Source organism: Streptomyces sp. NPDC050416 (assembly GCF_044458845.1).
Taxonomy (GTDB): domain Bacteria; phylum Actinomycetota; class Actinomycetes; order Streptomycetales; family Streptomycetaceae; genus Streptomyces.
Genome location: NZ_JBITII010000025.1, coordinates 1 through 14,566 on the forward strand (window position 1 = coordinate 1; position 14,566 = coordinate 14,566).

Below are 14,566 nucleotides of genomic sequence, written 5' to 3' on the forward strand. Positions count from 1 at the left end.
CACCCCGCTACGACGTCGGCAAGACCGTCAAACGCCCCGAGACCCTCAAGGCCATCGGCAAGCCCGGAAGATCTTGGTAGATAAAGAACAAGCTTGGTGCGTGTTTCTAAGCCCCGGTCCTGCATAGCCTTGAGACCTACGCTCGCCAGGTGGGAACGGCTGAGGCCGGGTGCCCGGCTCGGAGCTGGAGCAGGAGCTGGAAGGCAGTGCCCGCAAGGCACGGTTGTTGGACCAGCACCTCCCCGCGGATGCGGTGCGGGTGGTAACGGACGGGAGGGCTGTCGTGGACATCGCGCGTGAGGTGGTGGCCGCCACCGGCTGGTCTCGGGTGTGAGTAGTTGCGGTACAGAAAGTGCCGCTGAGATTGATCATGTTGAGATTGGCTTACCTCGTCGGCGCTCCGAGCTGACGGGGCACGGCGCCAGCGCGCAGCTCGCGCAGGTCCGGGATGTGGTTGTAGAGGGTGCCTGGGGAGACGCCCAGCAGCTTGGCGGCAGCGCAAACTCCCCCCAGCCCCCCTCAGAGGAACATGACAGAGCCCAACCGGAGCTTATCGGGGATCCAACACGTGCCAGGCTCGCTGCGCATCCACGGTGGCGCCCCATCCGCAACCGGCGTCCGTGATCGGGCGTCCTGCCGATTGTGAGACTCTCCCCGCCTCGTCGCCGGGCTGAACGGCGTGGCCTGCGGCTGTTGCACGTCTGGATTGTCCTCCCTCTGGTCTTCGTCACCGCGCTCGCCATCGCCGCCGGCGTGTTCTTCGTCGGATGGGACCTGCTCGGCGCCCACGAACTCAAGCCCGAACACCGCATCGACTCCAAGGCGCTGTTCGAACTGGTGAAGCTCTCCTTCGGCGTGGTCGCCGGGGCCGGCGCCCTGGTCGCCTTGGTCGTCGCCTACCGACGGCAGCGGGTCGACGAGGACGGCGCTCTGCGCGAGGCAACCCGTCTGCACACGGAGCGCTTCACCGCGGCCGTCTCCCAGCTCGGCGACGACTTTGCCGCAGTCCGCCTCGGCGGCGTGCACGCTCTGGCCGGACTCGCCGACGACGCCCCCACCCGGGAACTCCGCCAGACCTGTATTGACGTGCTGTGCGCATATCTGTGCCTGCCCTACACCGCAGAGTGGGAGGTGCCAGCCGACGACGCGGCCGCCCGGCATGCCTACCAGGCGCTGCGGGAGGTTCGGCACACGATCATCCGGCTCATCCGGGACCACCTCCGCCTGTCGTATCCGCATCCGCGCTCCTGGCAGGGTTACGACTTCGACTTCACCGGCGTCGTGTTCGATGGTGGGGACTTCTCCGACGCGGAGTTCACCGGCGGCACGCTCACCTTCGACGGTGCGGAGTTCACTGGCGGCACGGTCAGCTTCGGTCTTGCGGGGTTCACCAACAGCATGGTCGCCTTCGTCGGTGCGAAGTTCACCGGCGCCAGGATCGCCTTCCTCGGTGCGAAGTTTACCGGTGGCTTGCCTTGAAACTGGTGCTTGAGGAGCACGCTGGACTGCTCCATCAGGCTGACGTGAGAGCCGGCCGGTGAGCGGCTCCGTCGCGCCTGGTACGCGGGACGGATTCGCACAGGTAAAGCGCGTGTGACGAAAGCGTTGACGGAACCTTGACTCCCGCTTATCTTCTGACCGAATTTACGAACTGCGTTCGAAATTACGGACAGGGACGGTCCCGCATGCCACAGATGTCAGAGCAGCCCCCCGCCAGACGCCGCAGGGTCCTGATCCTTTGCTTGCTCGCCGTACTGATCGCCATGGTGTCGGCGACGACCCCGGCCACCGCCGCCGAGGGCCGCCCGTACACCAACCCGGTCAAGTCGACCAAAGGGGCCGACCCCTGGCTCGAGTACTACAACGGCAACTACTACCTGGTCACCACGTCCTTCACCGGCGTGCTGACCATGCGGAAGTCACCGACCCTGGCCGGACTCTCCACCGCCGCCAGCGTCCAGGTCTGGAGTGACACCACCTCCACCCGCAACACCAACATCTGGGCGCCCGAGATCCACTTCCTCGACGGCCACTGGTACCTGTACTACTCCGCCGGGCAGAGCGCTGTCGCCTGCTGCGACTCCCAGCGCACCCACGTCCTGGAGAGCGCGGGCACCGACCCGATGGGCCCGTACACCTACAAGAACCAGCTGAGCGGCTCCAACCTCACCCCCGGCGGCTGGCTCATCGACGCCACCGTCCTGACGGCCAACAACAGCCTTTACCTGATCGGCAGCGGCTTCATCAACGGCAGCACGCAGAGCCTGGTCATCGCGCCGATGAGCAACCCCTACACGCTGGCCAGCACCACCTTCACCATCATCTCCAGCCCCACCGCGAGCTGGGAGACCTCGGGCGGCGCGGTCAACGAAGGCCCCGAACCGCTCTACCACGACGGCCGCACCTTCCTCACCTTCTCCGCCAGCTTCTGCGGAACCGCGGACTACAAGCTGGGCCAGCTGGAACTGACCGGCACCGACCCGCTGAACCCCGCCTCCTGGACGAAGAAGTCCACGTCGGTCTTCCAGCGCAACGACGCGGCAGGCGTCTACGGCCCCGGCCACAACGGCTTCTTCACCTCGCCCGACGGCACCGAGAACTGGATCGTCTACCACGCCAACGACACCGCGACCGGCGGCTGCGGCAACGGCCGTACGACGCGGGCACAGAAGTTCACCTGGAACGCGGACGGCACGCCGAACTTCGGCACCCCGGTCGCGCTCGGCACCACGCTGCCCGGCCCCTCGGGCGAGACGGCGACGACCCCGACCGCGTACACCTTGGTGAACCGCAACAGCGGCAAGTGCCTGGACGTCGAGGGCGGCAACACCGCGGACGGCACCAACATCTTCCAGTGGAGCTGCACCGGCGGCGCCAACCAGAAGTGGCGCGTCGAGGACCTCGGCAACGACACCAGTCGGCTGGTCAACGTCGCGACCGGCAAGGTCGCGGACACCGCGGGCTGCGCGACGGCCGACGGCACGGACATCGCCCAGTGGTCCTGGCTGAACAACAACTGCCAGAAGTTCCGTCTGGTCTACACGGCCACCGGTGACTACGTGCGGATCGTGAACGAGAACAGCGGCAAGGTCGCCGACGTCGCGAACTGCGGCACCACGAACGGGACCGACGTACGGCTGTGGACCTGGCTGAACAACAACTGCCAGCAGTGGCGCCTCGTCCCCACGACCTGACCTCCCTCCCGCCCCGCACTCCATGATCTGGAGAAACCCCTTGAGACGCAACGCCGTACGGCTGCTCACGGCCGTCCTTTTCGCCCTGGTGGGCTGCCTCGCCGGGCCCGGCACCGTCGCCCACGCGGCCGTGCCCGCCTCCCCCGGCGTGACCTACACCAACCCGATCGCCGAGAAGCGCGCCGACCCGCACATCTTCAAGCACACCGACGGCTACTACTACTTCACCGCGACCGTGCCCGAGTACGACCGCATCGTGCTGCGCCGCGCCACCACCATCCAGGGCCTGTCGACGGCCCCCGAGACCACGATCTGGACCAAGCACGCCAGCGGCGTGATGGGCGCGCACATCTGGGCGCCGGAGATCCACTTCATCGACGGCAAGTGGTACGTGTACTTCGCCGCCGGCTCCACCAGCGACGTGTGGGCGATCCGGATGTACGTCCTGGAGGGCACCGGAGCCAACCCGCTCACCGCGACCTGGGCCGAGAAGGGCCGGATCACGACGACGTGGGAGAGCTTCTCCCTCGACGCCACCACCTTCGTCGTGGGCGGCGTCCGCTACCTCGCCTGGGCCCAGCGCAACCCGGCCGAGAACAACAACACCAGCCTGTTCATCGCCAAGATGGCCAACCCCTGGACGCTCACCGGCACTCCGGTGGAGATCTCCCAGCCGACGCTGTCCTGGGAGACGATCGGCTACAAGGTCAACGAGGGCCCGGCGGTGATCGAGCACGGCGGCAAGGTCTTCATGACCTACTCGGCCAGCGCGACCGACTCCAACTACTGCCTCGGCATGCTCACCGCCTCCGCGACGGCCGACCTGACCAACCCGGAGGCCTGGACCAAGGGTGCGCAGCCGGTGTTCAAGACGAGCGACGCGACCTCGCAATACGGCCCGGGCCACAACTCCTTCACCGTCTCCGAGGACGGCAAGTCCGACATCCTCGTCTACCACGACCGCAGCTACAAGGACATCACCGGCGACCCGCTGAACGACCCCAACCGCCGTACCCGCGTCCAGAAGGTGTACTGGAAGGCCGATGGCACCCCCGACTTCGGCATCCCGGTCGCCGACGGAGTCACCCCGCAGGGCTTCTCGTCGTACAACTTCGCGGACCGCTTCATCCGCCACTTCGACTACCGCGGACGCATCGACGCCAACGTCAGCCCGCTGGCGGACTCGCAGTTCCGCGTGGTCACCGGCCTGACCGGCAGCGGCACCGTGTCGCTGGAGTCCGCCAACTTCCCCGGCTACTACCTGCGGAGCAACGCGAGTTTCGAGGTGTGGCTGCAGAAGAACGACGGCACGGCGCAGTTCGCGTCCGACGCCACCTTCTACAAGCGGGCGGGTCTGTCCGACTCGGCCGGCGTCTCCTACGAGTCGTACGGCTCACCCGGCCGCTACGTCCGTCACTTCAACTACCTGCTGTACGTGCAGACGCCGAGCACGGCCACGGACCGGGCGGACGCCACGTTCTACGCGCAGTAGCTCGTGCGGACGGCTCTCACCGGGGCCGCGGACCGGTGTCGAAGGCGGCCTCCGTTACCGAGGTTTTCAGGGTGGGGTCGGTGGTGCGAGGGTCAGACCGGTGGCGGGTGAGGCAGCCGTCGATCAGGTGTGGCCGGAACTGGATCCTGCGTAACTGCCGGCGAAGTGTGCGGTCGAGGTCGTCGGGTGCGTCGAAGGGGGTGTTGGCCATGGCCCGGCGTACCAGTGACCAGAGGGCCTCGACGGGGTTGAGGTCGGGTGCATACGGCGGGAGGCGGACCGTGGTGAACAGTCGTGCTCGGCCTCGTACCGTTTCAGCCCGGTCGCCAGATGGGTGTTCAGATTGTCCCAGACCACCACGATCGGGCCGCCGAGCTGGATGTGTGCACGGACGAGCAGGTCGCGGTAGTCCTTCCAGGAGAAACTCTGATCGGGGTCGCCACACTGCTGTTGCCCGTGCTAGGCCGCTGGGAAGCCGGCGCGGTGATCCTGCTCATCGTCTGGGGCGTCGCCTACGGGGCCGTCCCCGTCTCCTCCCAGACGTGGTTCGCCCAAGCATCCCCCAACTCACCAGAAGCGGCCTCGGTGCTGTTCACTGCATCCTTCCAGGCGACGATCTCCATCGGCGCGCTAGTCGGAGGCGTGGTCGTGGACCGCTCCTCCCCGTCCACCGTCATGGTGCTCGGCAGCGTCACCGCAGTGCTCATGGTCGTCGTCGTAGGGGTTCACTGAAGGGCTGTTGGACCTCCTCGCATCCCATCCGCATCCCTCTCCACACCCGGTCAATCTGGCCGATCAGCCAGATACTGCAACGAAGAGGACACCACCTCGGACACGCCACCACCGAAGAAGGTCACTCAGGAAGAAACGCACCCCGAGCGCCTCGCACACATCAGCTACTACCGGCTCAGCGAGCCGAGTCCTGGCCCGACAGGACGGCGTGGTCGCCGGCCTCCCGCTTCTCGGTGAGGTCTACCGACAGCTCGGCCACGACGTCGAGGTGTGGTGACGTCGTCGCCGACGCAGTCCTCAGCCAGCGCGGTTCGCACCGCCGACTCTCGGACCTGCGTATCGATTTCGTTCATCGGGAGCACCAGATCGCCGGATCTGGATGGAAAAGGCGCCCACCGGGCGGTAGGTCACCGGTTCCAAGATCGCCGTACCTCGCGAGCCCGCGTCACCATGCCCGCAGTTGGGGCTCGCCGTTCGGCAGGGCCTCCCCACAAGACGGCACCCGGGCTTCGCGCCCTGGACAAGTACGCGGTCGCGACCGCCGGGGCGAGCAACCACCGCCTCGACCTGGCCGCAATGGTGCTGCTCAAGGAGAACCACATCGCCGTGGCGGGCGGGGTCGGCGCCGCTGTCGCAGCCATCCGCGCACACAACGCATGTCGAAGACCTTCTTCCCGGCCGGGGTGAGTCCGTGGCCGTGATGGTTGCTCTTGCCTACGTCCAGGCCGAGCACGGCCTGGCGAACCACCGCGCGCACGGTGGGCTCATCGAGGGCCTGGAGGCCGTCATACACCCGGCCTGGATGACGACATCGCCGACCAGGCCCTGGCCCGCCACTCCCGTCAGCTCAGCGTGCCCCAGAAGGGCCGTAGGATCCCGGCACGGGACCAGCTCAGCTACACGGCCGACTTCGCCTGGCCCGACCGTTGGTGGATCGCCGGCACCGACGGCAAGCCGCCCCGAGCCGCCACCCGGTACGAGCGGGCCCGGGTGGCCAGCCTCGCTCTGCAGAAGGCGATCCGCGCCGCCCGCACCGCATCCGCCGCGCGGGACGAAGCCCCGGCCGCGACCGCGTCGGCCGCAGCACACGCCGCCGACCACAACCACGGCCAAGAGCCGACCGCGCCGCACGCCGTCGACCACCCGGACCGGGACCCCGCCCTCACCCCGGCGCAGCGGGCCGCCGCCGTCCACGCCCACCAGCAGGCCGCGATGCCGGAGCTGCTGGAGGGCCGCATGACCGACCCGGCGACGTGGATGCGCACACCGGAGAATCTGGACTGGCCCGCCACCATCACCCGCGCGACCGACGCCCGCCGCCGCGCAATCAAAGACCGGGAGCTCTCCGCCCCGGCCACACCCCCTGCCGACCCGCGCCGCCAGGAGCACGAGCAGCAGCACCAGCAGCCCGGACCCACCCAGGGAAGAGGGCCGTCACAGAAATGACGGATGCAGCCGGGAGAGGCCTTGCATCCGGATGCCAGGTGCCGTATCCGGTGTGGTGCGTCACCACTCTCGTCCGGCTCACGGCTGATCGGCCGTCTGGGTGAGCAGCATGCCGTGGCTGTGAAGGCTGGGCGCCTCGGTGGAAGGCATGCGCTGGGCGCTGTCTCATGCGTCCGTTTCGATCACCGGCCGGGCGCCGACGTGCTGCTGGCCGGGTTGAAGGGAGCAGCACCGATGCGTAGACAACTGGTGTCTGGCGCTGTTATGGCGGTGGCGCTGTTCGGCATATCCGTGCCGTACGCGTTCGCCGCCGAGATAAGCGCCCAGGACGAGCTGTTCATGATGCAGGCCCACCAGGGCAATCTAGCGGAGATCGCGGCGGGTCAGGACGCCCAGAAGAACGCGACGACCAGCTGTGTGAAGAACGTCGGCGCCGTCTTGGTACGGGACCACTCCAAGCTGGACTGGGATCTGAAGATGCTCGCCGGCAAGCTGAACGTGACGCTGCCCGGTTCCCCGTCCGCGGAGCAGAAGAAGGAGCTGGCCGCCGTGCAGGCGAAGGCCGGCAGCCCCGCGTACGACGCGGCATGGCTCACCACCCAGGACGCCGCGCACCGAAAGACGCTGGCGTTGATCGACCAGGAACTCAAGGGCGGGAAGAACGCCGAGGTCAAGGCCGCCGCTCGTTCCGCACGCCCGGTGGTCGCGATGCACCTGGACATGGTCCGCGGCGGAGCGAGCCACGCGGGCAAGGACGCCGGCATGGTCCGGGCCGGTAGCGGCGGCCACCTGGCCGCCGCCGACAGCCCGCTCGCCACGGTCGGCGCTGCGGGCATGGCGAGCGGCGGACTCCTTGCCGCCGTCGGAGCTGTCTGGTTCTGGCGCGCTCGGCGCCGCCCGGCCGCGCACCGCTAGGCACATGGCACGCCACCGGCCGGCCGCCGCGTTCATGACCGTATGCGGGCTGAGCGCGGCGGTCGCCGGATGGCTGATCTCCAGCGCGCCGCAACCCAGCCCCGCGGACGTGGGCTCCGTGCCCGTCAGCGGAGACCGTTCGGCCACCGGTGGCCGGACGACTGCATCGCCACCTACACACATCCGCGGGCCGAAAAATCTCGACGTGGCCGTCGTCCCGGTCGCCTCCCTAGCCGATGGGGCTCTTGCCCTGCCGGAAGACCTGGGCACAGGTGGATGGTGGGCGCTGGGAGCCGCTGTGGGGTCTTCTCAGGGAACGGTTCTGATCGCCGGACACGTCGACACCCACGAGGACGGACTTGGACCCTTTGCGGCATTGCACGAGCTGCCCCTGGGTGCCCGTATCGAGGTGACCGCAGCCGACGGCCAGGTTCACGCGTACCAGGTCAATGCCAGGCGCACCTACCGGCAAGAACAGCTGCCTGGGGATCTCTTCGCCGGGGACGGCGTACACCGGTTGGTCCTCGTCACGTGCGCCGGGCCCTACGACCGGACGGCAGGCCGCTATCAGCGAAATCTCGTTCTGTATGCCACGCCCGTCGCAATGAAGGGTCGTGCAGCCGACCGACCCGGGCCCTTTAGGACCTTCTTGATCTGGATGCCCTCGAGTTCGCTCCAGTGGAGCAGATGACGGAGCGGCTGGCCCTGCTGACGCTGGAGGAGGGGCAGGACTTGTCGGGGCTGCTGCTGGCGGTGGCGCAGGAGGGCGGGCCGGTGTCGGCGGAGACGGACCGGCTGGCGCGGGAGATCGCCGGGCGCATCCTGTCGGAGAACTGACGGTAGTGCTGTCCAGGCCCTGTGGCCCCCTCGCTGCGCCACCCTGGCGGCGTGGTCGAGCAGTAGTGACGTCGCTTGTCGATGAGTTTGGGAGGCGCCCCGTTCCCCGGACGGGTGGTGTTGATGACTTTGGGAGGCACAGGTCTCTTGCCAGGGCAGCATCGGGTGCTCCTGGTGAAAGGTGCTGGCCATGCCGCAGTTGTCGAAGGTCGAGCTGTACGCGGCGATCCGGCGTGACCATCGCGGCGGCATGTCGATGCGGGAGCTCGAGCGCAAGCATGGGGTGACGTGGCGGACGGTTCGCAAGGCACTGGATTCGGCCTGGCCTGAGCCACGGAAGAAGCTGCTGCCCCGGGCGACCGCTCTGGATCCGTACAAGCCGGTGATTGACGGCATCCTCCGTGCTGATCTGGATGCTCCGCGCAAGCAGCGGCACACCGTCACCCGCATCTTTCACCGCCTGGTCGACGAGCACGGGGCGGACGTCTCCTACGGAATGGTCCGCTACTACGTCGCCGGCCGGAAACCGGAGATCCTGGTCGAGTCCGGCAGGGCCCCGCTGGAGGCGTTCGTCCCGTAGACCCACCAGCCCGGGCATGAAGCGGAAGTCGACTTCGGCGACGTGACGATCCGTCTCGCCGACGAGCTGGTGACCTGCTACTTGTTCTCCTTCCGCCTGTCGTATTCGGGCAAGGCCGTCCATCGGGTGTTCGCCTCCTGCGGCCAGGAAGCCTTCTTCGAAGGCCATGTCAACGCGCTTCGGACGCTGGGCGGTGTCCCGCGGAGCAAGGTGCGCTACGACAACCTCAAGGCCGCTGTCGCACGGGTGCTGGGACTGAGCCGGGCCAGGGTGGAGGCCGACCGGTGGATCGCCTTCAAGTCGCACTTCGGGATCGAGAGCTTTTACTGCCGTCCTGGCATCGAAGGCGCCCATGAGAAGGGCGGCGTCGAGGGGTAGATCGGCTACTTCCGTCGCAACCACTTCGTTCCCGTCCCCAACGTCGCCTCGCTCGCCGAGCTGAACGAGATGGTCGAGCAGTGGGACCGGCAGGACGACGCACGCCGCATCGGTGCCCGGTCCAAGACCGTCGCCGAGTACTTCGCACTCGAACAGCCGCTGTTGATGCCACTGCCCGAGGAGCCGTTCGAGACGGGCCGACTGTTCACCCCGCGGGTCGACCGCTACAGCCAGATCCCGGTCCGCACCAACCGTTATTCGGTGCCGATCCGGTTGATCGGCAAGCGGGTGAGGGTCGTCCTGCACGCTTCTCACCTGGTGGTTTACAACCAAAACGTGGAAGTGGCCCGGCACGAGAGGCTGATTGCCAAGGGCGCCGTCCGCTTGGAGCTGGATCACTACCTGGAGGTCCTGGTCCGCAAGCCGGGCGCGTTTCCTGGGTCCACCGCCCTCGAACAGGCCTGCTCAGCGGGCACGTTCACCCCCGTCCACGACGCGTGGTGGGCCCAGGCCCAGAAGGCCCACGACGAGCGGGACGGCACCCGTGCCCTGATCGAGGTTCTGCTGCTGGGCCGGCACCTGCCGCACGAACACATCGTCGCTGGCCTGGCCGCAGCCCTGCGCGCCGGGGCGATGACCGCCGACGCCGTCGCCCTCGAGGCCCGCAAGGCAGCCCAGGCCGAAACCGAACCCGACCCGGCAGGTCAGCCGCTGCCTGGCACACCGCCGGCGAACGTGACGTCCCTGCATGAGTGGAAGCTGTCCCATCTCCCGCCGGACACCAGGCCACTGCCTTCGGTGACCCCCTATGACCAGTTGCTCCGACGTCGTCACGCCAGCGGCGGTGACCACCCAGAGGGAGAAGCACAGTGACCCTGCCCCGCCAGCGAGGCTTGACCGAGCAGGCCGCCGACGCCGCCATCGACACCGCCTGCCGCATGCTGCGGCTGCCGTCGATCCGCAACGAATTCTCCGACATCGCCGACCGGGCGATGAAGGACCAGATGACCTACCGCGGCTTCCTCGCAGAACTGCTGATGGCCGAGTGCGACGACCGAGCCCGACGCCGCTCGGAACGGCGGATCAAGGCGGCAGGCTTCCCGCGGGAGAAGTCCCTGCGGACCTTCGACTACACGGCCAACCCCAACATCGACGCGGCCACCATCCACACCCTCGCCTCCTGCGAGTGGATCAAGAAAAGTCAGCCGCTCTGCCTGATTGGGGACTCCGGCACCGGTAAATCCCACATGCTCATCGCCGTGGGCACCGAGGCCGCCATGAAGGGCTACCGCGTCCGCTACACGCTCGCAACCAAGCTCGTGAACGGCTGGTCGAAGCTGCGGACGAGAAGCAGCTGGACAAGACCATCGCCCACTACGGCCGCGTCGATCTTTTGTGCATCGATGAGCTGGGCTACATGGAACTCGACCGCCACGGTGCCGAACTCCTCTTCCAGGTGCTGACCGAACGCGAAGAGAAGAACAGCGTCGCCATCGCCTCCACCGAGTCCTTCGGCGGCTGGACCAAGACCTTCACCGACCCCCGCCTCTGCGCGGCCATCGTCGACCGCCTCACCTTCAACGGCACCATCATCGAAACCGGCACCGACTCCTACCGCCTCGCCAGCACCCGAGCACGAGCCGAGGAACCCGCCAAGGCTGGCTGACTGCTGCCGCTATCTGCCTCGATGGACAACCGCCCGGGCGGCTGTCCATCTCGCCTCAAACTGTCTCAGTTGATCTGGTCCGAAGTTATGCGTCGGTCGGCTTCCTGAGCTGCATGCTCCAGTCGGCTCCGATGGTTCTCCCACCATGCCGAGTCGCCCGGCGCCATGCTGTCGTTGCCCTTGTTCATCCCCACGGCACCGTCCATGAGCTCCCGGATGATGTCGGCATGGCCAGCGTGCCGGTGCGTGTCAGCGATCACGCGCACCACGGCGTGGTGCAACGTCACCTCGTCCCTACCGCTGGGCCACCATGGCACCTTGCCGATCGTGTCCAGCGCCAGCGTGTCGAGCGTCGCATCCGCGTGGGTCCACGCTCGGCGGTAGAGCCCAATGATGTACTCGCGTGACTCGTCGGCGGTGACCCACATATCCGCGTTCGGCTCGGCACCGTCTTCTAGCCAAGGCAGCGATTCACCGGACGGCCGTCCGAAGGCGTCGCCGAGATAGCCCAGCTCCACGCTGGCCGCGTGCTTCACCAGGCCGAGAAGGTTGGTGCCGGTCGGCGTCGACGGACGGCGGATGTCGTACTCCGAGAGCCCTTCGAGCTTCCATAGCAGGGCATCACGGGCGGACTGCAGATAAAAGTGAAGATCAGCCTTGGGATCTGATGCGGTCATGGGGCCAGTCTGCCGCTCGCATGATCTCTGTCCATCACTGGCGGCGAACCAGATCGTCTGACGCAACGAGCGAACCGGACACGCGCCGTCGTTTCTCGTTGACATTCACGATCCGCTTGATCATCAACTGCCTCCGCAACCCACCGACAAACGCTGTTCCCAGACATCAACGAAGCCAAAGGCGACCTGGTCGGCGGGATGCCATGGCTTGTAGACGGACCGCTTGTCCCAGAAGCGCACCCAGAGCGGTGCTGAAGTGCTCTCGTGCGGCGAACAGCCGACGTAGCGGATCGGGCGGTCCATTGGTCCACCGGCCAAGGATGTCGCGGTCAAAACGGCCCTCGTCGCGTCCTCCGATGGGAGGGACGTTGAAGCTGAGCCAGTGATCGCATTCTTCGGCTGGCAGGTCGCGTCCAAGGTCTCCGAGGTAGACCTCGATGAGACCGTCGGGGTTGGTGCCGATGGAGATGCCCCACAGTCCCAGGCAGCTCAGTCGGCCGTTCTCGATGCGATAGCGAGACGGCTGGGAGGTGTACCGGTTGAGGACCTCGCGCCGGAAGTAGACCAGGGTCAGGAAATGCGGCGTGCCGCGGTCTGTGAAGTAGTTGCTCACCTTGGCGGGGTCGCACGTGGAGGTGATGCACTCCCCGGTGTTGGGGTCGACGGCCACCGTGAATTCCAGGAACCGGGGTTCAGAGGTGTGTGGGCGGGCCAGGTCGACGGGTGCTGCGTCGATGGGTAGCACGATCTGCCTGCCGACCAGCCGGGCGATCCACTGAGTGGATGTCTCCGCTGTGGAAGGCGAAGTGCCGCACGTCGGAGCGGTCGACTGCGTCGATCGCCGGGTCGGGTACGTGATCGAGCCAGGTGATCCGGTCATGCTGAATCACCAGCAGGCGGCTGCGCACTGCGAGGTAGCGGCGTAGGGGCAGGGCCGCGATTTCGATGCGCCGCACAGCGTAGGCGGGGGCGTCCCGGCCTGCACAGAGGCCTCAAGGAGGGCTCAGCGGCCGTTCCCGTATCACGGCAAAGAGCGCCCGGTCCGCCGGAAGGCCGGCAGCGTCGAAGGCGCGATGGCGGCCGAGGTGTTCGACTCGCGAACCGGAGCAGTTTTTCTGCAGGTATTCCCTGAACCAGGCGTCCGGCGTCGGCACCATAGGGGGAAGACCGAACGACTCGGGCATCTCGCTCTCGCCGCTGTCGAAGAACATCACCTTGCCGGTCCGGGACCAGATCTCCTGAAGCAGGTGTGTTGCGGTGTCGAGACCTTGCTCCCTTACCAGGTGATGCCAGAGGGACAGCACTAGGGTGCAGTCGGTTACCGGCAGTAGGCAGACTGTGCCCGGGCTAACCTCCAGTGCCATCACCGCCACTTTGTCCAGCCGGTTTCGCCGCACGGCCATTGTCGCTATGCGAACGTATTTCGGCTCCGACTCCACAGCGACCGTGGGTATCCCATGACTGGCGAGTTGGATCGGGAAATAGCCTGCATTTGCGCCGACGTCCATCGCGCTCTTCACGCCCAGTCGTGCAATCACCGGTTCCATCGCCGCCCACCGGGACTCACTGCCGACCGCTCGCTTGGCCTTCCGCACCGGTAGGCCAGGTACCGGCTGGTAGAGGCCGTCAGGCAGAACGTCCAGCCTCAGGCGAAGCAGATCGATCGCGTCGTCGAGCATGCGACGCGCGCGCTGCATCAGTCGAAACGCCGGAAGCCGCTGGTGGATGCGCACCATGCGAGTGGAAGCCTGGGTCCGCTCCTGGTCCACGGGTCACCTCTATTCGCGCCGAAAAGCACACGCATGCGCTTGTCGGCGCGGAACGACAGTCCCTCTGGTAACGATCATAGATAGATCGCGGCTGGTACGCCCTCGGGTGGAAAGCGTGCCACCGCTGTTCTGCCCACGGCATGTGATACAGCCCGGCCTGTAAAAGTCGACGTCACCCTGGACGATGCCGGACGGTGGCGCCACCGCGCGGCGGCGCCGTTGCTCAGGCTCCGACGGAGGGAAGCGGACATCCTCGCTCTGTGGGACCCATGCGTCGAGGACGGGACCGGCATGTGTCGAGGCGCCAGCGGATGAAGGCGCGGGCGGACCCGTGGGGCGCAGGCAGAAATCTATTCACACGCCGGTTGGGGGGTGAGTGACAGCCGCGCTGGCCGCGCGCGGTCGAGGCCTGCGAACGTGGATCAAGGGCATGTGGCCTCGCGGCTCTGGAGACCCGCTGCTCGAGATGCCCTGCGCTGATGCCCCGCATACGATCGTTACATGGGGGACACGTGTGCCTTTACCCGCTGGACTTGGTTCTTGCGGCTCCCACGCCTCAGCAGGAGAAGTCGTGAGCACACCCACTGAACTCCTGATCGACACGGCGGCAGGTCCCGTGCACATCACGACTCCGGCACCCCGCGACATTTGGTGGGAACTGGCCGCACAGGACACAGACAGCCGCGTCACCCAGACGACCTGGCTCGACTGCCTTAGACGTCGTCTCATTTGGAGTGCTGGGTAGTCTGCACCGTGTGGTGATGGTCGAGCGCATGGTGCCGGACGAGTTGTGGGAGCTGTTTCAGCGGGTGGTCCCACCCGCTCCATCGCGGCCACAGGGCGGCGGTCGGCGCCGGTACGGGGATCGCGAGGTGCTGGC

The 14,566-nt window shown here is 67.1% G+C and carries 12 protein-coding genes and 4 pseudogenes; 12 read left to right on the forward strand and 4 right to left on the reverse strand.

All coding sequences use genetic code 11. The features are described 5' to 3' along the window. Nucleotides 1–693: 693 nt before the first annotated feature. From ACIBL4_RS39675 to ACIBL4_RS39685, 3 genes are all read left to right on the forward strand, one after another. Complete coding sequence (locus tag ACIBL4_RS39675) at nucleotides 694–1,479, forward strand: hypothetical protein (protein WP_399416707.1); 786 nt, start codon at nucleotides 694–696, stop codon at nucleotides 1,477–1,479. A 206-nt stretch (nucleotides 1,480–1,685) separates the two neighbouring features. Continuing rightward, the gene (locus tag ACIBL4_RS39680) at nucleotides 1,686–3,194 is read left to right on the forward strand and encodes a family 43 glycosylhydrolase (protein ID WP_399416708.1); all 1,509 of its coding nucleotides are present in this window, start codon (nucleotides 1,686–1,688) and stop codon (nucleotides 3,192–3,194) included. 40 nt (nucleotides 3,195–3,234) lie between these two features. Continuing rightward, nucleotides 3,235–4,686, forward strand: a complete 1,452-nt coding sequence (locus tag ACIBL4_RS39685; RefSeq protein WP_399416709.1) for a family 43 glycosylhydrolase — start codon at nucleotides 3,235–3,237, stop codon at nucleotides 4,684–4,686. A 16-nt stretch (nucleotides 4,687–4,702) separates the two neighbouring features. On the opposite strand, the gene ACIBL4_RS39690 is transcribed toward ACIBL4_RS39685, so the two are convergent. Beyond that, complete coding sequence (locus ACIBL4_RS39690; RefSeq protein WP_399416710.1) at nucleotides 4,703–5,131, reverse strand: transposase; 429 nt, start codon at nucleotides 5,129–5,131, stop codon at nucleotides 4,703–4,705. Between ACIBL4_RS39690 and ACIBL4_RS39695 the strand changes: the two are divergent. The 8 genes and pseudogenes from ACIBL4_RS39695 to istB form a co-directional block, all read left to right on the forward strand. Continuing rightward, nucleotides 5,113–5,418: pseudogene (locus tag ACIBL4_RS39695) on the forward strand (MFS transporter); the annotation flags it as partial. The gene ACIBL4_RS39690 and the pseudogene ACIBL4_RS39695 sit on opposite strands and share 19 nt — an antisense overlap. Nucleotides 5,419–5,868: 450 nt before the next feature. Further along, nucleotides 5,869–6,105: a hypothetical protein gene (locus ACIBL4_RS39700; RefSeq protein ID WP_399416711.1), complete on the forward strand. Its 237-nt coding sequence runs from the start codon at nucleotides 5,869–5,871 to the stop codon at nucleotides 6,103–6,105. A gap of 165 nt (nucleotides 6,106–6,270) precedes the next feature. Beyond that, nucleotides 6,271–6,864, forward strand: coding sequence for a hypothetical protein (locus ACIBL4_RS39705; RefSeq protein ID WP_399416712.1), 594 nt, complete (start codon nucleotides 6,271–6,273; stop codon nucleotides 6,862–6,864). Between the two features lie 234 nt (nucleotides 6,865–7,098). Further along, the gene (locus ACIBL4_RS39710; protein ID WP_399416713.1) at nucleotides 7,099–7,779 is read left to right on the forward strand and encodes a DUF4142 domain-containing protein; all 681 of its coding nucleotides are present in this window, start codon (nucleotides 7,099–7,101) and stop codon (nucleotides 7,777–7,779) included. Nucleotides 7,780–7,813: 34 nt separating this feature from the next. Further along, nucleotides 7,814–8,470 carry a class F sortase gene (locus tag ACIBL4_RS39715; protein ID WP_399416718.1) on the forward strand — a complete coding sequence of 219 codons (657 nt, stop codon included), beginning with the start codon at nucleotides 7,814–7,816 and terminating at the stop codon, nucleotides 8,468–8,470. Continuing rightward, the gene (locus ACIBL4_RS39720; RefSeq protein ID WP_399416719.1) at nucleotides 8,434–8,616 is read left to right on the forward strand and encodes a DUF6417 family protein; all 183 of its coding nucleotides are present in this window, start codon (nucleotides 8,434–8,436) and stop codon (nucleotides 8,614–8,616) included. Before ACIBL4_RS39715 ends, ACIBL4_RS39720 begins: the two co-directional genes overlap by 37 nt. Nucleotides 8,617–8,806: 190 nt before the next feature. Then, nucleotides 8,807–10,447: pseudogene (gene istA, locus ACIBL4_RS39725) on the forward strand (IS21 family transposase). Beyond that, nucleotides 10,444–11,240 (forward strand): annotated as a pseudogene (gene istB / locus ACIBL4_RS39730) (IS21-like element helper ATPase IstB). Before istA ends, istB begins: the two co-directional pseudogenes overlap by 4 nt. Before the next feature lie 65 nt (nucleotides 11,241–11,305). On the opposite strand, the gene ACIBL4_RS39735 reads toward istB, so the two are convergent. The 3 genes from ACIBL4_RS39735 to ACIBL4_RS39745 all read right to left on the reverse strand — a co-directional run bounded on the left by ACIBL4_RS39735 (nucleotide 11,306) and on the right by ACIBL4_RS39745 (nucleotide 13,686). After that, entirely contained in the window at nucleotides 11,306–11,917 is a 612-nt protein-coding gene (locus tag ACIBL4_RS39735) for a DinB family protein (RefSeq protein ID WP_399416714.1), read from the reverse strand. A gap of 166 nt (nucleotides 11,918–12,083) precedes the next feature. After that, nucleotides 12,084–12,797: a hypothetical protein gene (locus ACIBL4_RS39740; protein ID WP_399416715.1), complete on the reverse strand. Its 714-nt coding sequence runs from the start codon at nucleotides 12,795–12,797 to the stop codon at nucleotides 12,084–12,086. Nucleotides 12,798–12,909: 112 nt separating this feature from the next. Next, entirely contained in the window at nucleotides 12,910–13,686 is a 777-nt protein-coding gene (locus ACIBL4_RS39745) for a hypothetical protein (protein ID WP_399416717.1), read from the reverse strand. 761 nt (nucleotides 13,687–14,447) lie between these two features. Here ACIBL4_RS39745 and ACIBL4_RS39750 point away from each other — a divergent pair. Then, nucleotides 14,448–14,566: pseudogene (locus ACIBL4_RS39750) on the forward strand (IS5/IS1182 family transposase); the annotation flags it as partial.